The 22,374-nt window shown below is 37.3% G+C and carries 19 protein-coding genes; 11 read left to right on the forward strand and 8 right to left on the reverse strand.

Annotated elements, in window-relative coordinates:
* Positions 1 to 197: 197 nt before the first annotated feature.
* From K6I41_RS07155 to K6I41_RS07170, 4 genes are read left to right on the forward strand one after another with little or no spacing between them, the layout of a single operon-like run.
* Complete coding sequence (locus K6I41_RS07155) at positions 198 to 701, forward strand: low molecular weight protein-tyrosine-phosphatase (protein ID WP_005306419.1); 504 nt, start codon at positions 198 to 200, stop codon at positions 699 to 701.
* A gap of 19 nt (positions 702 to 720) precedes the next feature.
* Positions 721 to 1,755 (forward strand): UDP-N-acetylmuramate dehydrogenase, encoded by a 1,035-nt coding sequence (gene murB / locus K6I41_RS07160; RefSeq protein WP_250375505.1) that lies wholly within the window; start codon positions 721 to 723, stop codon positions 1,753 to 1,755.
* A 4-nt stretch (positions 1,756 to 1,759) separates the two neighbouring features.
* A complete protein-coding gene (locus K6I41_RS07165; RefSeq protein ID WP_107880867.1) occupies positions 1,760 to 2,881 on the forward strand; it encodes a YdcF family protein in 1,122 nt (373 codons plus the stop codon).
* Complete coding sequence (locus tag K6I41_RS07170; protein ID WP_005306414.1) at positions 2,881 to 3,909, forward strand: alpha/beta hydrolase; 1,029 nt, start codon at positions 2,881 to 2,883, stop codon at positions 3,907 to 3,909. Before K6I41_RS07165 ends, K6I41_RS07170 begins: the two co-directional genes overlap by 1 nt.
* 56 nt (positions 3,910 to 3,965) lie before the next feature.
* Here K6I41_RS07170 and K6I41_RS07175 read toward each other — a convergent pair whose 3' ends face one another.
* The 3 genes from K6I41_RS07175 to K6I41_RS07185 form a co-directional block, all read right to left on the reverse strand.
* Positions 3,966 to 4,460 (reverse strand): hypothetical protein, encoded by a 495-nt coding sequence (locus K6I41_RS07175; RefSeq protein WP_005306413.1) that lies wholly within the window; start codon positions 4,458 to 4,460, stop codon positions 3,966 to 3,968.
* A gap of 62 nt (positions 4,461 to 4,522) precedes the next feature.
* On the reverse strand, positions 4,523 to 5,578 hold the full coding sequence (locus K6I41_RS07180) for a linear amide C-N hydrolase (RefSeq protein WP_250375506.1): 1,056 nt from the start codon (positions 5,576 to 5,578) through the stop codon (positions 4,523 to 4,525).
* Positions 5,579 to 5,788: 210 nt separating this feature from the next.
* Entirely contained in the window at positions 5,789 to 7,462 is a 1,674-nt protein-coding gene (locus tag K6I41_RS07185) for an FMN-binding glutamate synthase family protein (protein ID WP_004791750.1), read from the reverse strand.
* Between the two features lie 468 nt (positions 7,463 to 7,930).
* Here K6I41_RS07185 and K6I41_RS07190 point away from each other — a divergent pair, with 468 nt between their 5' ends.
* From K6I41_RS07190 to K6I41_RS07220, 7 genes are all read left to right on the forward strand, one after another.
* Complete coding sequence (locus K6I41_RS07190) at positions 7,931 to 8,362, forward strand: hypothetical protein (RefSeq protein WP_250375507.1); 432 nt, start codon at positions 7,931 to 7,933, stop codon at positions 8,360 to 8,362.
* 533 nt (positions 8,363 to 8,895) lie between these two features.
* Positions 8,896 to 9,423 carry a Csu type fimbrial protein gene (locus K6I41_RS07195; protein WP_192835187.1) on the forward strand — a complete coding sequence of 176 codons (528 nt, stop codon included), beginning with the start codon at positions 8,896 to 8,898 and terminating at the stop codon, positions 9,421 to 9,423.
* A gap of 83 nt (positions 9,424 to 9,506) precedes the next feature.
* Positions 9,507 to 10,214, forward strand: coding sequence for a fimbrial biogenesis chaperone (locus K6I41_RS07200; protein ID WP_250375508.1), 708 nt, complete (start codon positions 9,507 to 9,509; stop codon positions 10,212 to 10,214).
* Positions 10,215 to 10,254: 40 nt separating this feature from the next.
* The gene (locus tag K6I41_RS07205; protein ID WP_250375762.1) at positions 10,255 to 12,663 is read left to right on the forward strand and encodes a fimbria/pilus outer membrane usher protein; all 2,409 of its coding nucleotides are present in this window, start codon (positions 10,255 to 10,257) and stop codon (positions 12,661 to 12,663) included.
* Positions 12,654 to 13,682: a Csu type fimbrial protein gene (locus K6I41_RS07210; protein WP_404798173.1), complete on the forward strand. Its 1,029-nt coding sequence runs from the start codon at positions 12,654 to 12,656 to the stop codon at positions 13,680 to 13,682. Before K6I41_RS07205 ends, K6I41_RS07210 begins: the two co-directional genes overlap by 10 nt.
* Positions 13,683 to 14,147: 465 nt before the next feature.
* Positions 14,148 to 15,314: an MFS transporter gene (locus K6I41_RS07215; RefSeq protein WP_250375509.1), complete on the forward strand. Its 1,167-nt coding sequence runs from the start codon at positions 14,148 to 14,150 to the stop codon at positions 15,312 to 15,314.
* 155 nt (positions 15,315 to 15,469) lie between these two features.
* Entirely contained in the window at positions 15,470 to 15,973 is a 504-nt protein-coding gene (locus K6I41_RS07220; RefSeq protein WP_004791762.1) for a hypothetical protein, read from the forward strand.
* Positions 15,974 to 16,019: 46 nt separating this feature from the next.
* Here the strand turns inward: K6I41_RS07220 and accC are convergent, their stop codons facing one another.
* The 5 genes from accC to K6I41_RS07245 all read right to left on the reverse strand — a co-directional run bounded on the left by accC (position 16,020) and on the right by K6I41_RS07245 (position 22,331).
* Complete coding sequence (accC, locus tag K6I41_RS07225; RefSeq protein ID WP_004791764.1) at positions 16,020 to 17,390, reverse strand: acetyl-CoA carboxylase biotin carboxylase subunit; 1,371 nt, start codon at positions 17,388 to 17,390, stop codon at positions 16,020 to 16,022.
* A gap of 17 nt (positions 17,391 to 17,407) precedes the next feature.
* Complete coding sequence (locus tag K6I41_RS07230; RefSeq protein ID WP_004791766.1) at positions 17,408 to 17,827, reverse strand: acetyl-CoA carboxylase biotin carboxyl carrier protein; 420 nt, start codon at positions 17,825 to 17,827, stop codon at positions 17,408 to 17,410.
* Positions 17,828 to 17,844: 17 nt separating this feature from the next.
* Positions 17,845 to 18,300 carry a type II 3-dehydroquinate dehydratase gene (gene aroQ, locus K6I41_RS07235; RefSeq protein ID WP_004791768.1) on the reverse strand — a complete coding sequence of 152 codons (456 nt, stop codon included), beginning with the start codon at positions 18,298 to 18,300 and terminating at the stop codon, positions 17,845 to 17,847.
* A gap of 235 nt (positions 18,301 to 18,535) precedes the next feature.
* Positions 18,536 to 19,861 carry a Y-family DNA polymerase gene (locus K6I41_RS07240; protein ID WP_250375510.1) on the reverse strand — a complete coding sequence of 442 codons (1,326 nt, stop codon included), beginning with the start codon at positions 19,859 to 19,861 and terminating at the stop codon, positions 18,536 to 18,538.
* A gap of 235 nt (positions 19,862 to 20,096) precedes the next feature.
* Positions 20,097 to 22,331, reverse strand: a complete 2,235-nt coding sequence (locus K6I41_RS07245; RefSeq protein ID WP_250375511.1) for a TonB-dependent receptor — start codon at positions 22,329 to 22,331, stop codon at positions 20,097 to 20,099.
* Positions 22,332 to 22,374 lie beyond the last annotated feature (43 nt).

Here is a 22,374-nt window from a genome sequence, read left to right on the forward strand (position 1 = left end):
AGCTACTTTGTCGACTGATTTATCAACTTTTAATCTATTGATAAACATTATTTTCCTTTTCAAGCCATGTGAGTTTTGACAAAATGCAACACGTCACAATGGTCAATTCGATTCTGACAATAATTTATAGTTTTGTCAGGGTTTTACATGCTCCATATTAATTTTTATTTAATTCAAATGTTTGGAAGTAGTTTCTAATGGAAACACAATATAAGGTGTTATGCGTCTGTTTAGGAAACATTTGCCGTTCTCCCACGGCTGAAGTGGTTTTCAGACATTATTGTGATGCACATCAACTTAATGTCATTGTCGATTCAGCTGGAACGAGTAATTATCATCCAAATAAAGCACCTGATCAGCGTAGTCAGTTGCACGCTAAAAAAAGAGGTTATGACTTGTCGTCTTTACGTGCAAGGCAGCTTTCAACACAAGACTTTTTAGAGTTTGATTTGATTTTGGCAATGGATCACCAAAACTTTGATGATATTCATGACATGCTACAAAGCGCGGTTTCTCAGTTTGGTACTCATCAAATTCGTGCAAAAGTAGCTTTAATGAGTGAGCATGATCCTCAATATCTACAACAAGCCTTACCTGATCCTTATTATGGCGGTGCTGATGGCTTCGAGCGCGTACTTGACCAATGTGAGTCTAGTAGTTTGGCGTGGATTAATATTTTAAAAAAACAATTGAATGTTTAAGAATAGGTTTTTCAACACAATGCAAATTCAAAATCAGGTACAGCTTAAGCCATTCAATACATTAAGTTTAGATGCAACAGCTTCACATTACACAAAAGTCGGTAATATTCAGGATATTGAAGAAGCTTTGGATTTTGCTAAGCAGCATCATTTAAATGTACTTGTGTTATCGGGCGGTAGTAACATGTTGTTGCCGCAGCAGATCAATGCCTTAGTGATTCACCTTGATATTCAAGGAATTGAAGTTTTATCAAATGATCATGATTTCGTTCGGGTTAAAGTAGGTGCAGGTCAAGTCTGGCACGATTTTGTTTTATATAGTACAAAGCAAAATTGGTTTGGTTTGCAGAATCTAGCGCTTATTCCAGGTTTAGTAGGTGCTTCACCCGTACAAAACATTGGTGCTTATGGCGTAGAGGTCGGTGAGTTTATTGAGTCGGTACAAGTGTATGACCGTAAATTAAAAGAAACTCAAACAATTTTAGCCGCAGAATGCCATTTCGCTTATCGCCATAGTATTTTTAAAGATGATCCGAACCGTTACATCATCACGCATGTCACTTTTAAATTACTTAAACAGCCACATTTAAAACTTAACTATGGTGATTTGAAGCAAGCAGTGGGAGACAATCAGACTGCTGAGAACTTACAAAATCAAGTGATCCATATTCGCCAAAGTAAACTCCCTGATCCAAAAGAGTATCCAAATGTAGGTAGTTTCTTTAAAAATCCGATTGTTAATTCTCAAGAATTTGAACGTCTAATCACACAATTCTCAACAATTCCACATTATCCTCAAGCCAGTGGAAACGTTAAAATTGCAGCAGGATGGTTAATTGATCAGGCGGGTTGGAAAGGGAAGCAACTCGATATGGTGGGGATGTTTCATAAACAGGCATTAGTTTTGGTGAATTATGCCAATGCATCTCTTACTGATGTAAAGAAAACTTATCAGGCTGTACAACATGATGTTGAACAGCGTTTCCATATTATGTTAGAACCAGAGCCTGTGCTTTATAACAGTTTAGGTTTAATTGAAAATCATACGGAATAGTTTTATGCCAAAAGTACACTTAATGGTACGTTTAGTACAAGTAGTCACCGTGCTATTTGTACTATTAGGCTGTTTCGTGGTTTTTTTATATTCGCCGTTTTATTCAAAATTAATTGTAGCTGGACTTAATTATTTTGTACCGGTTGATGTGAATCAAGTCGCCGCTGAAAGTCAGAGACAAGCTGCATTAAGTGAACATGATAATTTAGAGCCAGGTTCAAATCTATGGATTGCTCGTCAAGCATATTTAAAGCTGACTGAAAAAGCTTTACGTGAAAAAAAGACAACAGATCTGACCTATCTTCAAGAAAACTATAAGGCTTTGCAGCAAATTATTCTTTTAGAAGAAAAGGAACAAGATTCAGAGGCAGCCGCTTCTGTAACGGTTCCTTTAGTCGTGAAAAACTCAGAAATTGATGCTGCTGATGAAGCAAGTAGCCCAATTGATGAAGCACTCTTTATTAATAGTTCAGAAAATAAGGCCCTTACAGAGCAATATACCGAGTTTTTAGCACGAAAACCTGTAGTGCCAGAACACCAGAAAGCTGTGAGCGAACCTGAACAGAAAATCGAGTATGTTCGTAAAAATCCTTTACCAGCTCCATCTAAAAAGTTATCACAACCTTATGCAATTGTTGTTTTAGGTGGTGGTTTGACTCTTGATAAAAATGGAAAAGATATTGTAGTTAATGGCTATACACGCTTGAGACTAGAAAAAACCTTAGAAGTTGAAAAACAAAATCAGCTTCCTATTGTACTGAGCGGTGTTGAAGCGCCTTATATGCAAGCTTGGTTAAAAGAGCGCGGCGTTGATGCAAAGTTACTAGAAAAACGTAGTATGAATACTTGTGAGAATACAAGATTTAGTTCTCTATTACTTCAGAAAAAGGGTGGAGCACCGACGGTCATGTTGGTTACAGATGAATACCATATGCCGCGTACTCGTCGACTATTTGCTTTAAATGGTATTGAAACCATTCCTGTTGTGGCTCCAATGCCAACACCACTGACACGCTGGCAACCAAGTGTGCAAAATTACGATCATAGCCGTCGTGCAAATTATGAATTACTTGCGACAATTCGCGACATGTTGTTTGGCTCAAGTGATTGTCGAGAGGTACCTTAATGTCAGATATCCCATTTCTCAATCCTGCCGTATTAAAACAATTAGATTTGCCGGTTCCTAACCGTGATCTTACGCCACAGGTTTTAAGTCCACTTAATCTAAATACATTAGAAGAACCATCACGAGATTTATTAGCTTACCGTAAGTTGTATGGTTTGCATTTACTTGAATGTGATCATTGGCAGGGCTATGTTCAAATGCCTTTGTTTCGATTACATGTGCAAGTTTTCAAGCCTAAAATAGAAAAAATACAAGGTACTGTCTGCTTATTACATGGCTATCTTGAGCATAGTGGTATTTATCAGCCCATTATTCGTGAAATTCTTGAACAAGGCTTTAGTGTCATTACATATGACTTACCAGGGCATGGTTTAAGCAATGGCTCACCAGCAAGTATTCAAAATTTTGATCACTATCAACAAGTTCTGATGGCTGTTTATCAATATGTAAAACATGCAGATCAGTTACCAAAACCTTGGGTGGGAATTGGTCAAAGTACGGGTGGTGCAATCTGGATGCATCACTTATTGGAATATGCTGAAAAACGCCAAGATCCGATTGTAGATAGAGTTTTGTTACTTTCTCCTTTGATTCGTCCTGCAAAAACAGCATGGTGGCATAACCCAGTTGGATTGGGCATTATTCGCCGTATTAAGCGCCAAGTACCAAGACACTTTAGACGTAATAATCATAATCCTGAATTTTTACGTTTCATTCGTTTAAAAGATCCTTTGCAACCTCGAATGATGGGTATGGACTGGATTTTGGCAATGTCTAAATGGATGCAAGAAATGGAAGAGCGGCCAGCTTGTCGTATTCCCGTCTGGCTTGCACAAGGTGCTCTCGATCAGACGGTTGATTGGCGTTACAACATTGAATTTATTCGTCGTAAATTTAGACTGCAAACGTTATTAATGCTAGAAGAAGGGTCTCATCAATTAATTAATGAGCGTGCGGATATACGTGCAGCTTTAACGGGATTGATTCCAGCATTTTTACATGCGAAGCCAAAACATTTTTATTATTAAAAAAATAATGCATCTATCCAAAAAATTGGATAGATGCATGACTTAATCTTTGTACTTTATTTTGAATTTTGATAAAGCTGCATAAAGTTTTTATAAACCGAAGACTGCTTTTGTGGACTATACATATTGCGTTCGATTGTTCCCTTATCCGTTTTTATCAAAACGTTTACATTTTGAGCACTTTTAAACTCTTGCAAGAATTTACTTGGAATAATAAAGAACGTTGTAGAATGTTTAGGAACTAATCGACTCACATTCGTTTTTTCAGTTGATTGAGCGGGTTGATAGTTAAATCGTTTCCCATCAATATCAAATGTTAACTCGTTAATATCATAAAAGTTATAACTACTACTTAAATGAACATCTACACGAAGCTGATCTTTTTGATTCTCGTTCCATTTCACGAGCAAGCTTGGGCATAGTTCAGTTGGTGAGCAGTTTAGCTGACCCGCTGTCTTTACCTCTTTAGGAGCTGTTGTACTAACCTGTGTGGTGCTACAAGCCGCTGTAAGTAGACATGAACCCAATAAGAGTAGAGATTTCTTCATCATATAAATTCCAAGAGAGTATGCTTAATATTATTTATGTTAAGTGTAGTAAATTTTGACATAAATTAACGCATAGATGGGCTTAAAAATACAAATGGTTTTGCAATTTTAAAAGAAGAAGTGGCATCACCTGCATATATATGGCTTTGATCGGGGCCTAAATCTAGTCTACGAGTTTTACCATCTTTAAAATTAATCTTTTTCAAATCAACCCAAAATACATTTGGTGATAGTGCTGACTCGAAAAAGTAAAGCATCTGTTTATGATCGGCTACAGTTCGCCAGCGAGTAGAAGAGATGTTTGGTTCTTCTTGTGTATTGAGTCCATAGGGAACAGAAGCATTTCGAATGACACTAAATACAGAGGCTTGCGCTTGTTTACTATCATCATTTTTAGGAATTGCATTAATGTAAAAAGATGCACGTGCAAAGCGATCGGATGCTCGATTTGTACCGGGAAGCATGATTGTTCCACCAATTTGTTTCCAATATTCGGCAAGTGCGAGTTGCTTATCGAAAGTAGGCGAGTTAGTCATGACTTGATAGCTGCGACTATGATGAATCACTTGTTTTCCACCAATATATTCAATAATTGCACTATCACCTGTTTTGTCAGAAATAGATAAATGTAGGGTAGTGAGGCGTGTTTCGCCTGGAACATTATCGGTCACAATCGTGTAAGGTTCTTTTTCTAATGCTTTAACGGCTTCATCGACAGTTGCGAAATTATCAAGTACATATTGAGCCCATGCCGCAATACTGAGTAAAGGCTTATCCGCTTTTTTCACATCTGGATATTGAGATTCCACTAACCATAAAATATTAGCAACCAAGCCAGCTTCATTCATTCCATCTGTTGTGGAAACTTCATAGCCTGTGGCAATTACACTTCCATATTTAGACGTCCATTTTATTGAATTGGAACCTGCGCTACCGTCACGACTAACCCCGCTTGGCATAATCCACAAATTTGTACCCGTATCAACTTTCCAGTCCATTGAGCGAGCAGTAATAATATGTTGGTTATTGCCTAAATATACGGCACGTGTACAAGCAACAGCATAGCTACTCAAACCTACTGCTAGTGCGACAAAAGAAGAGATGAATGTTTTTTTCAACATGATGAGATACCTTCTTGTTATAAGCATTAAAAAATTTTTATTAAATAAAATTAAAGTGTGTACGTTATTTATACTTTTATATTAGGTGAAAAATCTATTAAAGACAAATTAAAAGGGGAATGAAATTTAAAGGGAAATCACATATTCATTTCAAATATAGAAGAGCATCACACTCTAAATGTAATGCTCAATCTATCAAGTTAATATAAATTAAAAGTGATTAGCATCCGCCATATTCCACATTCGATAATAAAAATTATCATCGTCATTATTAAGTTCAGACTGTAAAAGTTCCCCTTCTTTTAAGAAAAAATGCAATTGAGCATAGTTCTTAATTTCACGGTCATTTACTCGCTGAGCCAAATGATGAGCTTTAATATCAGAAGGGTGACGTAAACCAGCCGCAGCAATCATTTCTGATAATGCATGCAATGTATTTTTATGAAAATTAAATACTCGTTCTGATTTAGTGGGTACATCAATTGCTTTTTGACGGTCTTTATCTTGGGTTGCAACACCTACAGGACACTGGTTAGTGTGACAGCTTTGTGCCTGAATACATCCAACAGCAAACATGAAACCACGTGCTGAATTAACCCAATCTGCACCTAACGCAAAAGTACTGGCAATATCGAAGGCACTAATGATTTTACCACTTGCACCAATCTTAACTTGATCTCTTAGTCCTGCACCCACAAGGGTGTTATGAACAAAACGTAAGCCTTCACGTAATGGAGTACCAATATTGTCGCTAAACTCAATCGGTGCTGCGCCTGTACCACCTTCAGACCCATCAACGACTATAAAGTCAGGAACAATTTTTGTTTCTAGCATTGCTTTAACGATACTCATGAATTGCCAAGGTTGACCAATACATAGTTTAAAACCAACTGGTTTACCGCCAGATAATGTGCGCAATTTCTGTAAGAAATGCATCATTTCAATAGGGGTAGAAAAACTAGAATGCTTTGCTGGAGAAATACAGTCATGATCGCGAGAAACCCCACGGATTTGTGCAATTTCTGCGGTAATTTTATGTTTAGGTAAAATACCACCATGACCTGGTTTTGCACCTTGGGAAAGCTTCAGCTCGATCATCTTGATCTGTGGTAATTGAGATTGCTTGGCAAATTTCTGTTCGTCAAATTTCCCATCTAAGGTACGACAGCCAAAATAACCGCTGGCAATTTGCCAAACAATATCACCGCCATTTTCCAGATGATAAGGGCTTAAACTACCTTCGCCAGTATCATGATAGAACCCGCCTAACTGCGCACCTTTATTTAACGCACGAATTGCATTAGCACTTAAACTACCAAAGCTCATGGCAGAGATGTTCATAATTGATGCACTATACGGTTGAAGGCATTGTGCATTACCCACCTGAATACGAAAGCTCTTTGGATCTGCTGGTGGGCAAGGGCTTATTGAATGGACAATGAATCGATAATTTTCTTGATAAACGTCAATGATTGAACCAAATGGTTTATCTGCATTTTCATTTTTAGCACGCTGATAAACTAGACTTCTTTGCATACGCGAAAAAGGTAGAGCATCTTGATCCGCTTCAATAAAGTATTGGCGAATTTCTGGGCGTATATCTTCAAACAAAAAACGGAAATGCCCCATAATTGGGTAGTTTCTTAGAATTGAATGTTTATTCTGCAAAACATCATAAAGGCCTAATAAACTTAGTGCACCTGTAAGCACCCATAACCCGTTAAGGAGAGTATCAGAAATAAAATAATAGATACTATGAGGGGTGTATACGGTTCGAAACCATGTAATGCTCAGTGCAGTAAAAATACATAAGAACCAGAGAGAATGGCGCGAAAAGAATGTATTGAGAAATTTATGTCGAATGATTTGTGCTGGACTCGCCATATTGGAACAAATTCCTAATGTTTTACTGGTACATACCTTGCCAAGAAGCAAGTGAAACTACAAGTGTGGAATTGTTAGTTTCAATAGAAAATAAACAGTACAGCTGTGGCTCACTCAATTTAGAAATAGATTTTTAAAGAAAGTATTTAAGCGATTATTAATATCTAATTTGGAGGTTTAGGAGATTAAATAAATTATCAAATACTTAATTATTAAATTGATATATTTTATAAATTTTTAGCTGTAATAAAGAATATTTCTATTAAGTATTTTCATCGAAAGGGATGTGAATTAATTAAATTTAACTTTAGATTTAATTAATAATAACTTTTTTATTTGTATGTTTTTTGATTTAATTAATGTTGTGCTATTTAATTATTTTTTGCTAATATAAATAAATTGAAATATTTTTTTAATACACATTACTACAACTATATAAGATTCTAAAAAAATCATTTAAGGACTGAAATGAATTGGAAACTATTAATCTGCTCCGTTTTTCTCACAGGGTTTTTTTTCTTAACTTTAATGTTCTATCTCGGTTTTGATCTAGATACTTTTAAAAAAGTCGCTCTAGTACAAAGTATATTAGTTGCTGCAACTTTAATATTCGACTCTATGGAAAGGAAGAATAATCCTATTTTTCCTGGATTTATCGTTTATCCCTTACTGGGTGTTTTTTTTGTTTTTGGGTTTACACCTATTCTAGATTTTTTTGCAGAAAGACCTAAAGGATTCCATAGCTGGGACATTAAAAATATTTTACTAATGGGGTCGCAAAATACAGATTATCAATTCAGAGAGTTGGCTTGGTACGGTAAAGCCTATATACAGTTAGGTTTTGCTATGGGAGGTGGTTTTATTGGCTTGATTTTTCATTTAGTTTTTAGAAATAGTTAAGCTCACACGATTTTCTTCTGATAGAGGGAAATTGTGTAATTGCTGAAAATTCTTAAAAAAATCCTGAAAGTATCTATAAGTTACTTAGATTTCTTATTCATAAAATATTCTTTTCTTATTCATTTAAAATATATAGAACAATCAGTAGCTTACTTTTTGTTCATTATTTTTTTACCAAAAATTAAAAAAATATAAAATACTAAAAGTGATGGTAAACTTTAACTAATGAAAATATATACTTTTTTTAGTAAAACTAACAAAAGCTAGATAGAAGTATCGAAAATCGATAGAAAAAGCATGATAAACCATAAAAATTTTTATAATTGAGAAATTCATCAGAAGTTGAATTATTAATTGATATTTAGAATGAAAGTTATGTTAGTGTTTTTGTTGTTTTTTTGTATTATGCGCCGTAAGTAGAGTAAAAAAATAACGCTTTGAAAAAACAATCAGAAAAGCTAGTGATTGTGATGGGGAAGGCTAGTTTTTACATCTATTAATTTTATTGGCGTAATGTAAAAAGGTTTTTAACCATGAAAAAGTCTCTCATTTTATCAGTAATTACTTTGGGTTTAATGTCTATCAATGCGGCAAATGCTGCAACTGCAACAGGTACTTTGACTGTTAAAGCAACAATTACAAATAGCTGTGTATTGAATACTTCAGCTACAGGTACAACAGCTAACGCAGTTTTAGATTTTGGTACTTTAAGTTCTCTTGCGAGCAACGTAGACGCAGACACCACAACGACAGGTGGTACTGCAATTAAAGTTTTATGTAACAACACTGTGCCATGGACTTTGGCTTTCGATGCCGGCAAAAATGCTCAAACGACTCAACGTCGTATGATTGGTGGTGCAACCAGCAACGAATTTATTCCCTACAATCTTTTCTCTGACACTAACCGTGCAACAGCAATTGGTATTGCAACCTCTGCTTATAGCGGTACTGGTACTGGTGCGCCACAAACAGTTAACGTCTATGGTCGTATTCCAGCTGGCTCAACTTTACCAAGTGCTGGTAGCTATGTTGACACAGTAACAGTAACAGTGACTTACTAATTTTTAATAAGTTTTATTGTGTCATTGCTAGCTCTTGATTTAGAGAGCTAGCCTAATTTGAGAAAAGTCGTTCTGGGCAAATCATGAGAAAAAATATCTTTGTTACTACAAGTTTATTGTTATTTTTGCCTAGTATGCTGAATGCTGCATCAATTCGTCTTTCGCCTGTAAGCGTTGAAATATTAAATGATCAATCGGCTTCTTCAATTAGTTTATATAACCAGTCAAATGAAAGTAGTGATTTGCAGGTACGTGTATTTGAATGGCGCCAAAATGCTGGGCAAGATCAATTAATACCTACAGATGAGATCGCGGTTAGTCCACCATTTTTAAAATTACAACCTAATGATTCTTATAACTTACGTGTAGTTAGAATTAATCCAGTACCAGTTTCTGGTGAACAAACCTATCGTATAATTATTGATGAGTTACCAAAACCGATTGATAACCGTAAAGTGGATCAGGGAGTTAGTGTACTACTACGTTCGTCATTGCCTCTATTTGTAGTCAATAAAGATGCAATTACTAAACTTACTTGGTCAATACAACAAGAGCAAAATAATTCCTCTCTTATAATTAATAATGTTGGAAATCGACATGCACTTTTAAGCAATTTAACGCTTGTTGATATAACAGCGAATAAAAGCTATGCCATTAAAGTAAATACAGTGAATGGTTATATTCTTGCTGGTAAAGCAAGAAATTTTAATATTAGCCCTGATTTTAAATTTCAAACGGATCATAAATATAATATTTCATTGAATATTAACGGTAAGCAAACATCTCTTTAAAGAGGCACACATGAAATATCTCGTAAGTGCCTTATGTGTTATGTACTTGCCGATTCATGCTTTTGCTGAATCATTGCAAGATAGCACCAATGCTGCTTTACCAAGTATTCCGGAAGTTACAAACTCTTCTCATCAGGTATTCATCTCTGATAAGGCGTATACACAGCTTTTCTTAAAGATTTCTATTAATTCGAGTATTTCAACAGATTTGATCTCGGTGCGCCAAGATCAAGATAGAAAGCTGTATATCCGTTCTCGTGACTTGAAGGTTTTAAGGGTGAAAATGGATGAGCAGACTCCTGATAACCAATGGGTCTGTATTGATGAGCTAAGAGGTATCCACTTTAAATATTTAGAGAATGAGCAGGCTCTAAATTTACAAGTTCCCTCGAACATGTTGACGGATTATTCAGTTGACTTAAATGGTCAGCAAGCCACCAGCCCTCATTTGCTAAAAATGAAGCCCTTAAACGCGGCTATTCTGAACTATAGTTTGTATAACACCATAACCAACGACGAGAATGTTTTCTCAGGTTCGGCAGAAGGGATCTTTAACAGCGCAATTGGTAACTTTTCTTCAGGCGTTTTATACAACGGTAGTAATGAAACGAGTTATAGCCATGAAAAATGGGTACGACTAGAAAGTAAGTGGCAATATGTAGACCCTGAAAAGATCAGGATATATACCTTAGGGGACTTTATTTCCAATAGTTCTGATTGGGGTAGTAGTGTACGTCTGGCCGGTTTCCAGTGGTCAAGTGCTTATACTCAACGAGGTGATCTTGTTACCTCGGCACTGCCGCAATTTTCGGGTTCAGCAGCACTTCCGTCAACACTAGACTTATACGTTAACCAGCAAAAGATTTATTCAGGGCTTGTGCCATCAGGTCCATTTGACATTAAGCAGCTCCCGTTTATTTCAGGCAATGAAGTCACGCTTGTGACTACCGATGCAACAGGTCAGCAGAGCATTACTAAACAGGCTTACTATTTTTCATCAAAAATTCTGGCAAAAGGCATTAATGAATTCTCAGTAGATGTTGGTGTTCCACGCTATAACTATGGGCTGTTTTCAAACGATTATGATGATGCCACTTTTGCTTCGGGTGCGATTCGATATGGTTACAGCAACTCGCTGACCTTAAGTGGTGGCGCAGAGGCTTCAACAGATGGCCTATCAAATCTAGGCACTGGTTTTGCCAAGAACCTGTTTGGTTTTGGGGTGATTAATGCTGACATCGCAGCGAGTCAGTACAAAGATGAAAACGGTTATTCTGCTTTGCTTGGATTAGAAGGGCGTATAAGCAAGAATATTTCGTTTAATACCAGTTACCGTAAAGTATTTGATAACTACTTTGACCTTGCCCGCGTGTCTCAAGTTCGATATTTAAAAGATAATCAATCCGATGATGAACCCAAAAATTATTTAAGCTACAGTGCGCTGGCAGATGAGATTTTTAGGGCAGGAATTAACTATAATTTTTATGCAGGCTATGGCGTTTATTTGGGCTATAACCAGATCAAATATAGCGACAACTCTTACAAGTTAGTGTCTGCCAATTTAAGCGGAAGCCTGAACAAAAACTGGGGCTTTTATGCATCAGCGTATAAAGATTATGAAAACCAAAAAGATTATGGTATTTACTTTGCGCTGCGCTATACACCATCTAGCCGAGTCAATGCGATTATAAGTATTTCTAATGAAAGTGGTAAAACAACCTATAGACAAGAAATAAATGGATTTAGCGATCCACAAATCGGTGCATTTGGATGGGGAGGCTATGTTGAGCGTGATCAGGATGCGAATCAAAACAATGCATCGGTCTATGCCTCTTACCGTGCTCGTGCAGCTTACCTAACTGGTCGATACAACCGAATTGGGGATAATGACCAAGTTGCAGTTTCAGCGACCGGATCATTGGTTGCGGCAGCAGGGCGAATTTTTGCGGCCAATGAAATTGGAGATGGTTACGCTGTTGTAACCAATGCTGGGCCACAAAGCCAAATTTTAAATGGCGGGGTAAATTTAGGAGCAACTGATGGAACCGGGCGATTCTTAATTGCAAATTTAAGACCCTATCAGCTTCATCATATCTATCTAGATCCATCATATTTACCTTTAGAGTGGGATGTTAAATCCACTAACCAAACAGCATTTGTAGGTTATCGCCAAGGAGCTTTGATTGACTTCGGCGCTCATCAGGTCATTTCCGGATTAGTGAAACTTGTTGATGCGAACAATTCACCTTTATTACCGGGTTATACAGTTCGCATTAATGGGCAGCAAAATGGGGTAGTTGGCTACGACGGCGAAGTATTTATTCAAAACCTATTAAAGCAAAACAAGCTTGAAGTCGATCTTCTGGATCATGGCTCATGCCAAGTTAATTTTGTGTATGAAAATAAGCAATACAGTGCTAAAAAATTGGGGCCTTATCTATGTCGATAACTACTGCGAGTCATAGTTTTTGGATGAAGAGTGAAAAGTTTTCATTGGCCATAAAGTATATTTTAGCACCTGTTCTGTTTTTTATATTATATGCATTTTTTAGCTCTGCACATGCGGCTTGTACGGTAACGGGAACAACTAATAGTACTTATACCTATACGGCTGCTACCATTAATAGTGACGCAAACATCAACTTCTCTGGCACGATTAGCTGTCTTGGAGGGCGTACTACTCCTGAAATTTCAGGTTATATGTGCATGAAAACCGTATTTACGGGAACCACAAATACTAATAACAGCGTTTCATTACCTTACACCGTCACAGCAACCGTAGGTGGTGCTGGATCTTCTACCACCAACCAAAGTTCAAATGTTTGGTATGGTCCAGTGAGAACGGTCGCTTCAAATAATATTATTAGTTACTCGGTAAATGTAAAAGTCCCAGCCCGCACAGGGTCTCTTATTGCCTATCCTAAAGGGACATATACGGGTACGGTTCAACTTTTTTGGGATATGCAAGCAAGCTCTAGCACTGTCTGTGAAGGTGATAGCGGAGGCGGATGGGACTCAGGCAATACTACTATCACTGCTAATTATGTTGTACCGAGTATGTGCCAATTAGATTCCACATCAAATGTGGATTTTGGCAATATCAATGATATTGGTACGACGAGTCGTGATTACACGGCACAAGGTGCAGTGAATACGACGTGTAACAATGGAACCTCATATAGTATTTACTTGGGTGATGGAATTAACCGTATTGCTGGAGGCTTTAGACGTATGACAAATGGTAGTAGTCAATATATCCCTTACCAGCTATATCAGAACTCGACTTATACTACGGTATGGGATACTACTGGTGGTGTAGCCACGGTTGGAGGTTCTGGAGGTGTTTCTAAAACAGGCTCAGGCACTGCCCAAAGTACAAATGTCTATGGAAAAATTCCGCAGGGTACAGCTATTTCAACGACACCTGGTAATTACTCAGATACGATAGTTGTTACAGTAACTTATTAATAATCTGTTGGAATTTGATATTGAGTCCGTTTTATATTCGGTTGCTCATGCAAATAGTCATGAGATTTAGATTTGATTTTTTAATTGTTCTAATTTGAAGATGGTGTAAAAGCTTTTAAAGAAAAGATAGATGTAAAAAGGTGATCAACGGTAATGTTGTTTTAGAATAAGTAAAAATAGAAAAAGACAAATTAAAAAAATAAGAAAAAACATCTGATGAATAAATACCTTATGAATATTAAATGTATTTTTACACAAGTTAACAGATTGTACAAATTAAATTACAGTTGTCTTATATTCATTTAGTCTTTCTTATCAATAAAAAAAGCTTTTAGAGGCGAAGTTGGTTATTAATAATTTAGTTATTTGTATTGGAAAACAAAGTGTTAAAATTATGGGGTTGGGATGCTTTGAATATACAATTATCTCGAATTTTAACCTATTGAAACTACTAAGGTTTACAACTTGTTCCAACCACTTACAATCCAAACCAGACTCGGCGGATTCTACTTTTTTTACTATTCCATTGTTGGTACGTTCATGCCTTATTGGAATTTATATCTTCAAGATCAAGGGTTTAATTATCAAGAAATAGGTGTCTTATCATCAATCGCGATTGTAACTCGTTTTTTTGCGCCGTTAGTGTGGGGATGGGTTGCCGACAAATCTGGTAAGCGAATGCTGTTAGTGCGGCTAGCAACTTGGATGGAATCATGTATATGGTTAGCTATTTTTATAGTGCCAAATACGTTTCAATCTATAGCTTTACTCATGCTTATTTTTAGCTTCTTCCAAAATGCTATTTTAGCTCAATTTGAAGGGGTTACTTTATTTTGGTTGGGTGATCAAAAAGCTAAACTTTATGGCAAAATTCGTAAGTGGGGATCTGTTGGATTTATTGTTGGTGTTTTTGTTATTGGTGCACTTCTGGAAATAGTACCTATTTCGATGCTTCCAATTTTATTATTAATTATTGCTTCATTAGCATTTATTTGGTCTTTTACCATTCGAGAACCAGATGGTGCACCTACCTCACAGAAAAAGTTAGAGCCTTTATTTCCAGTATTAAAGCGCCCGACAGTAGCTGCATTTTTCATAATTGAATTTATTTTACTTTTTTCACATGCACCTTTTTATAGTTTTTATAGTAACTTTCTGAAATCTTTGAATTTCAGTACAACTGAAATTGGATTTTTATGGGCAATGGGGGTTTTTGCTGAAATTTTTATGTTTTCAATTGCCTCAAAGATTTTTCAACGTTTTTCGTGGCATAGTTTAGTCATTGTGTGTTTGCTTGTGACGAGCATACGTTGGATGCTTGTTGCACTATTTTCACATTACTTTGTTGGTCAGCTTTTTGCACAGTGTTTGCACGCTTTTAGTTTTGGTTTATTTCACTTAATTGCAATGAGAGTTATTTTTCAAAACTTCTCTGCTGGACAGCAAGGGCGTGGACAAGCTCTTTACAGTACCATGTGGGGACTGGGTGTAGCTTTTGGTAGTGTTCTGGCTGGGCATTTCTGGAAAATTCTTTCAGGTGAACTCATCTTTATGTGTGCCAGTGTGATTGTGCTCTTAGGTTTGTGCTTTGTAATGTGGCTTCCCAAACAAGTCGATTCTTCAGCTGCTTAAGCTTTAGATAATATAAAACAAAGAATTTATATTGAAAAAAGCAAGTAAATATAAAATTGTTTGATGACTTGTTGTAGCACGTTACAGTTGAAAAATATTGTTTTTATATGGTTATGGAGCAGTGATTTTGTCAAAAAATATGCTAACTTAACTTCATGCGTTTAATGATTAATAAATCTATGAAAAATATTTATATTATTGGATTATTGTGGGCTTGTTCTGGTTTAGCTGTGGCAGAAACGGCTACTCAACAGCCAGCCGAACAACCCGTTCGGACTGCAAGTAATCCTAATGCTATACGTATTGTTACGCGTCCTGAAATTATGGGATTATGGGGAATGGAAATTCCAAATAATAAGAAATGTGTGGAATATTATAACTTCCGTAGTAGTAATGATGTAGTGATCAAAAGTGGTCAAGAGTGGTCATACGGTTTATATGAATATCAACCATCTGATGACCCTAAAGAGCAGTTAGCTGCTTTAGTGATGCAAATTAAATTTGATAATAATAAAGTAGATTGTTCAGGTCAGAAACAAGATCAAACAGGTGATGTTTCTCAGTATTTTGTACAGTGGAAAAATGACCATACTATCAACTTCTGTTCAACTGCTAAGGGGGAACAGTGTTTTGCGACTTTACGTAGAGTCCTACCATAAGGTAATAGATATAAAAAAAGCCTCTTAAGTATAAGAGGCTTTTTTATTATGCAGTTTCAGCTTTCTTCTTTTCTTCCAATTGCTTTAACAAGTGCTTTTCAAGGTAATGGATGTCCATTGCTTGAGAACAGAAGCTCTTATCTTGCAAAATGAGATCTTTATGCAGAGGAATGTTAGTTTTAATTCCTGTAAGGATCATTTCATCTAACGCTTGACGCATACGAGCAAGTGATGTTTCACGGTCTTTACCATGAGAAATCAGTTTAGCAATCATAGAGTCATAGTAAGGTGGAATGCTATATTCTGGGTAGATATGAGAATCTAAACGAATACCAGCACCGCCTGGCGCATAGAAACTTTCAATTTTACCTGGTGAAGGTAAGAAAGTTGTTGGATCTTCCGCATTGATACGACATTCGATTGCATGACCATTAACTTTGATGTCTTCTTGTTGAAGCTCTAGTCCTAGGCCGCCTGCAATACGTAACTGTTGTTCAATAATATCAACACCAGTAACCATTTCAGTAACAGGATGCTCTACCTGAACACGGGTGTTCATTTCGATAAAGAAGAATTCACCATCTTCAAATAAAAATTCAAACGTACCAGCGCCACGATATTGCATTAACTGACATGCATGAACACATGCTTCTAAGATATCAGCTCGAGCTTGCTCTGGTAGATTTGGAGCAGGTGCTTCTTCTAACACTTTTTGGTGACGACGTTGTAATGAACAGTCGCGGTCATATAAATGAATCGCATGGCCATTACCATCACCAAGAACTTGCACTTCAACATGGCGAGGTTTCTGTAAGAAGCGTTCCATGTAAACGGTATCATCACCAAACCACATTTCTGCATCGCGCTGAGCTGCTTGAACTGATTCAAGTAGTGTATCTACACGTTCAACAATACGCATACCGCGTCCACCGCCACCAGATGCCGCTTTAACAATAAGCGGGAAACCGATTTCTTTAGCTTCTGCAAGGGCATTGTGGATGGTTACAGCATGGTCACAACCAGGTACAGTAGGTACACCAGCTTTTTTCATGGCAACAATCGCAGAAACTTTGTTGCCCATAAGGCGAATGTGTTCTGGACGCGGACCAATAAAAGTAAAACCTGAACTTTCTACAATTTCAGCAAATTCAGCATTTTCTGAAAGAAAACCATAGCCAGGATGAATAGCATCGGCACCGGTAATTTCTGCAGCAGTAATAATTGCCGGGATATTTAAATAGCTATCACTACTTGCACCGGGACCAATACATACTGCTTCATCAACAAAACGTAAATGCATCAAATCTTTATCAGCATCTGAATAGATACCAACAGTCTTGATTCCTAATGTTTTACAAGCCCGGGTAATTCGTAAAGCGATTTCACCACGATTTGCAATTAAAACTTTTTGCAACATAGACGTCCCCGAGGTAATTACGCGCGATAACGGAATAAAGGTTGACCGAATTGGATTACATCGCCATTTTTCACTAAAATTTCTTCAACCACGCCACTTTGAGTTGCTTCAATTGGGTTCATGATTTTCATTGCTTCAATAATACCCAAAGTTTCACCAGCAGATACAGTTTGACCTACTTTAACAAATGGTGCTTCGCCTGGGCTTGGAGCAGCGTAGAACACGCCAACCATTGGAGAAGTTTCAACTGCTCCGCGTGGTGTTTTTGCAACTGGTGCTGCTGCAACAGGAGCTGCCGGAAGTGCTACACCAGCCGCAGCAACGACTGGACTACGGCGAGTTAAAGCGATTGATTGATCACCTTCTTTAACTTCAATCGCTTGCAAGTCAGACTCAATCATTAAATCGATGAGTTTCTTAATTTTGCGGATATCCATGGGCGACTATTCCTAAACTAGTTTGGGTTAGATGGTTGAATTTTTTCAATAGCGTAATCGAGTGCAAAACTATAACCTTTTGCACCAAGACCACAGATCACGCCAATTGCTTTATCGGATAAATATGAATGATGTCTAAATGCTTCTCTTGCATGGACATTCGACAAATGTACTTCAATAAATGGAATGGCAACGCCGAGTAGGGCATCACGTAGAGCAACGGAAGTATGGGTGAGGGCCGCAGGATTAATAATAATAAGTTTTACGCCTTCGGTTTGTGCCTGATGAATACGGTCAACAATGGCACCTTCCCAATTGCTTTGAAAAGTATCTAATGTAATTGATGCGTTTTGAGCTTGGATAACGAGTTGTTGGTTAATATCACCTAAGGTAAGATGACCATATACTTCTGGTTCGCGTTTTCCCAGCAAATTCAAATTCGGTCCATGAATCACCAAAATGGTCGAACTCATTCAGATTGCTCCAGCTCTAAAGTTGCAAATATTCTTTGCAAGATGTCTGCAAAGTTTGCTTATTATGGCATATGTTTCTACAATTTTTTTATAATTTGTTTTAATTGTCGCAGAAAGGGTATACCAAATTCGGCTTATATATTGTAAATTTTGCGATGATTTAGCAATGTTAAAAAATGACAAAATTTCAAGTAATTTAATGAAGCTCATTTTAAACTGAATTGACAAAAACAGTTCATGTATTTTGTGTAACGGCTGTAGAATTCTCTCCAATTACAAGTAGCTCATTCCATCGAGTTAGATAGTTTTTTGAACGGTGACATTGTTTCATATGCCAAGATGGACTACGGGAATGATAACCGACTTGTAGATAGTGACTGCCGAATCGATTACGAACTGTACTTAGGGTTTTCATGAGTTGTTGTCTTTGCTGAATTAACTCAAGAGGTTGCCATAAGTCATTAATGTGATGTTGACGGGCATGCAAACCACAAAATAAGACTCCAATCTTAATATATTTTTTATTTTCTTTATATAAAACATCAATTTGTTGCATGGCTGCTTTAGTTAATATGCATAGATCATCTGTTGCATACGTTAAACCTATCGCTTGAGATGATGCTTTTTTATAAGGTGGTTTATCGGTTTTTTCATAAAGCATGACTTGAATACAGGCACACAGCTGTTCCTGTTTCATTAAACGCCGGTGAGCACGATTGAGATGAAAGATAAGCGCTTGTTTAATAATCTCAATGCTGGATAAAGCTTGAGCGAAACTTCGTGATGCTAAAATTCGTTTTGTTAAGATGGCAGGATCATCAAGTTGGATACAGGATTGGCCTTTTAGCTCACGAATAGTACGTGCCATAACCACAGAGAAAGCTTTTGCGAGATGGTGTTCATTGGCAAAAGTTAAGTCTAGGCATGAATAAATTTCATAGCTTCGTAGTTGTTTGACCAATTGGTAGCCAATTCCCCACACTTCTTTGACGGAAGTTTGTTGCATGAGGTCTTCAAGCAGTAGGGGATCTAAGGTAGTGAAATTACAAATTCCATTAAAGCTTTTAATTTTTTTAGCATAGTGATTGGCTAACTTGGCCTGAGTTTTTGAATATCCGATGCCAATACAGCAAGGTAAGCTTAACCATTTTTCTAGGGTTTCTACTGCTTTGGCACAATGAGAATGGATATCTAGAGATTGAAGATAAGGGGTTAAACGGATAAAGCATTCATCAATTGAATAAGCTTCTAAATCATCGGGTGAGAAGAATTCACCTAAAACCGAAAAAAAACGACGAGACATCTCGGCATATAAAGTGTAGTTACTTGAATAGACGTGTACGCCTGCTTGGAGAGCTTCTTCTTCAATTTGGTACCATGGGATTGCCATCTTTATACCCATGTTTTTTGCTTCTTCACTGCGTGATACAACACATCCATCATTATTAGAAAGCACGACAACTGGCACACCAATAAGTTTGGGGTCAAATAGTCGCTCACAACTGACATAACAGTTATTAATGTCTACAAGCGCGTAAATTTCGCGGTGTGAGATGTCCATTCTGACTTGCCCCATTAAAAATATTGGTAAAACTACATATTAGTATTGGCTAGAAAGCTGTATTTTGAATATGTAACAAAATCAAGTTAACAAAATTTCTGTAAGAAAGCTAGGGGAGTTCCGACAGCCGGCTTTTAGCTAATAATGCAAAGAAAATAAAACTTTATTTTTTATTTAAAAAAAAAGGAGATCAGCACGATCTCCTTTTTTGTGAATCATTCTATGTCAGTTTTGATTACCACTTGTGACTATAAGTCACTTTAAGCGTTGCACCATTTGCAACTAAGTGGCTGGTGTTATCACTTGTTCTTAATAATTGGCTATAAAGAGGATAGTATTTACGGTTAAACATATTCTCTAAACCAATTGTCACAGTGTCTTTTTTGTTAAGCGCAAAGCTACTGATTAAATCTGCTGTTGTATATGTTTTTACATCGTAGCGACCAAAACCATTTACACCATTTAAGCGGTAATCTTCTGCACCGAAGTAAGTTGCTTGTAGGCGGTTCGTCCAAGTTTCTGTTGGACTATAAGAAACGTAAGCTGTTAGTTTTAATGGTGGAATACGGAAACCTGTCATGTCTTGTTCAGAACCGTTTTGAGGTTTTTCACGGCCTTTCATCCAAGTAACGCTACCACCAGTTCCCCAAACATTTGCATCGTCAAGGTAGTCAAAAGTTGCCTCTACACCAGTTACTTTTTCTTTGGTTCTAGCCAGTACTAAACCATTGTTAAAAGACTGCACAGCACCAAGGTCAGAAGTTGAGTGGAATACAGCTAAACTTGATGAGATGTTATTGAAGTTTCCTTTCCAGCCGAGTTCATAGTTATCTACTTTTACTGGCTCTAAGAATGATGAACCAAGGTTAAAACCTTCACCAGCATTACGGATAATCAAACCAACATCAGGTAATTGGAAACCTTGGTTAAACGATGCATAGATCGAGTTTTGATCATTTGGAGAGAAAGTTACATTAGCATTGTATAACCATGCATCAGCTTTCACTTTTCCGCCCGGAACAGTGTAAGGGTTAGTCTTGCCTAATTGTGATAATGGAACAAAGCTATCAATTTGGGCATAGCTGTCTTCATAGCGTGTACCAGCTTCTGCTGACCATTGGTCATTAAAGCGGTGTTTTAACTGCACAAAACCACCGACACTTTGCGTGGTCAGTTCAGGTAAATAAATCAGTTTTCCGATTTTTACAAACTCTAAACCGCCAGATTGGTCATAAATATTAGGGTCGAAAATATCTAAAGGCATTTCGCTTTTTTCGCGGCTAAAGTCACCACCCCAAACCAATGATGTATCACCTAAAAACTCAAGGGGAGTGGTCACGGTTAAGCGGCTACCGAGTACGTTATTTTCTTGATAAATCTGGTCGACTTGTTTACCACGGTTGGCATTTGCACGGGCATCAAACGGTGAAAAACGGGTAAAGAAGTCACGGTAATAAATTTGAGCATCAACTTTATTACCAAAAAAGTCTTTATGGTTATAGGTCAAATTGTAGATCTGGTTTTCGTTTTTATTTTGGTCTTTGAGCTTTAGCCCTTTAATGGCTTTGGCTGGGACAGTTCCTGCTGGAGCTTTTTTTACACTTGGGTCAGATGCATAGTCTGAGTCTTGCTCTGCATTATAATAATTTGCAGCAAACTGTAGATATTGGTTGTCATCAATGTGATAACCCAGCTTACTACCGATGCTATATCCATTTGAGTCGTAAAGGTCGCCCTGACTTGGTTCAGGTGCAACACGGTCACCACTTGCATCGTATGGGCTACCAATACGTTGATAACCAAAGTCGAGCGCATAGTCAAAAGCGTTAAAACTGCCCGTGAAATATTGGTGAATATCGCCACTTAAAGCATTAGAACGCAGATTTGTAAGTGGTGTTTGTAGGCCAACGACCGTTTTAGCCGTAGGCTCACCGCCGGCAGCTTTTGTAGTAATTGAAATAATACCGCCCGCTGCGCCGCCACCATAAATTGCGTTACTACCACGAATCACTTCAATGTTGGCAATACTTTCAGGGTCAATGGCTGAAAGTCCTCTCGCTGTATCACGTGTAAGGTTCATAGGAACGCCATCGACTAAGATAAGCGCATTACGGCCACGTAAAGTTTGACCATAATCGGTAATGGTTCGGCTTGAGTCCGATAGGCCCGGTACGGCTTTGGCTAAAACAGTCGCAATGTTTCCAGACGATCCATTTTTCAAAAGCTCAATTTGTTTTTCATCTAACTTGGTGACTTGTTTGGCAGAGGTAGAGAGTTCATCTGCACGTGTAGCTGCAATAGTAATGGTAGGAAGGGCTTCAGGCTTTTTTTCTGTTTCTGTGGTATCAGAAGTTGAAGCTGCAAATGCTGAGTTTGAAAGAATAATGGCTCCACCAAGTGAAAGAAGTGGAATGATATTTTTAACTTCAGATTTCCTCGTTAAAAGCTTATTACTTTTCTTATTTCCCATTGTCTCGCCCTGAGAGTGATTTTAAATTGACCGAATTATAAAT

The organism is Acinetobacter sp. AS23 (assembly GCF_023612055.1).
Lineage (GTDB): Bacteria > Pseudomonadota > Gammaproteobacteria > Pseudomonadales > Moraxellaceae > Acinetobacter > Acinetobacter oleivorans.

Excerpts from the sequence above, each read along its gene's own strand:
- K6I41_RS07155 (WP_005306419.1), top strand. The coding sequence starts at position 198 with ATGGAAACACAATATAAGGTGTTATGCGTCTGTTTAGGAAACATTTGC.
- murB (WP_250375505.1), top strand. The coding sequence starts at position 721 with ATGCAAATTCAAAATCAGGTACAGCTTAAGCCATTCAATACATTAAGT.
- K6I41_RS07165 (WP_107880867.1), top strand. The coding sequence starts at position 1,760 with ATGCCAAAAGTACACTTAATGGTACGTTTAGTACAAGTAGTCACCGTG.
- K6I41_RS07170 (WP_005306414.1), top strand. The coding sequence starts at position 2,881 with ATGTCAGATATCCCATTTCTCAATCCTGCCGTATTAAAACAATTAGAT.
- K6I41_RS07175 (WP_005306413.1), bottom strand. The coding sequence starts at position 4,460 with ATGATGAAGAAATCTCTACTCTTATTGGGTTCATGTCTACTTACAGCG.
- K6I41_RS07180 (WP_250375506.1), bottom strand. The coding sequence starts at position 5,578 with ATGTTGAAAAAAACATTCATCTCTTCTTTTGTCGCACTAGCAGTAGGT.
- K6I41_RS07185 (WP_004791750.1), bottom strand. The coding sequence starts at position 7,462 with ATGGCGAGTCCAGCACAAATCATTCGACATAAATTTCTCAATACATTC.
- K6I41_RS07190 (WP_250375507.1), top strand. The coding sequence starts at position 7,931 with ATGAATTGGAAACTATTAATCTGCTCCGTTTTTCTCACAGGGTTTTTT.
- K6I41_RS07195 (WP_192835187.1), top strand. The coding sequence starts at position 8,896 with ATGAAAAAGTCTCTCATTTTATCAGTAATTACTTTGGGTTTAATGTCT.
- K6I41_RS07200 (WP_250375508.1), top strand. The coding sequence starts at position 9,507 with ATGAGAAAAAATATCTTTGTTACTACAAGTTTATTGTTATTTTTGCCT.
- K6I41_RS07205 (WP_250375762.1), top strand. The coding sequence starts at position 10,255 with ATGTACTTGCCGATTCATGCTTTTGCTGAATCATTGCAAGATAGCACC.
- K6I41_RS07210 (WP_404798173.1), top strand. The coding sequence starts at position 12,654 with ATGTCGATAACTACTGCGAGTCATAGTTTTTGGATGAAGAGTGAAAAG.
- K6I41_RS07220 (WP_004791762.1), top strand. The coding sequence starts at position 15,470 with ATGCGTTTAATGATTAATAAATCTATGAAAAATATTTATATTATTGGA.
- accC (WP_004791764.1), bottom strand. The coding sequence starts at position 17,390 with ATGTTGCAAAAAGTTTTAATTGCAAATCGTGGTGAAATCGCTTTACGA.
- K6I41_RS07230 (WP_004791766.1), bottom strand. The coding sequence starts at position 17,827 with ATGGATATCCGCAAAATTAAGAAACTCATCGATTTAATGATTGAGTCT.
- aroQ (WP_004791768.1), bottom strand. The coding sequence starts at position 18,300 with ATGAGTTCGACCATTTTGGTGATTCATGGACCGAATTTGAATTTGCTG.
- K6I41_RS07240 (WP_250375510.1), bottom strand. The coding sequence starts at position 19,861 with ATGGACATCTCACACCGCGAAATTTACGCGCTTGTAGACATTAATAAC.
- K6I41_RS07245 (WP_250375511.1), bottom strand. The coding sequence starts at position 22,331 with ATGGGAAATAAGAAAAGTAATAAGCTTTTAACGAGGAAATCTGAAGTT.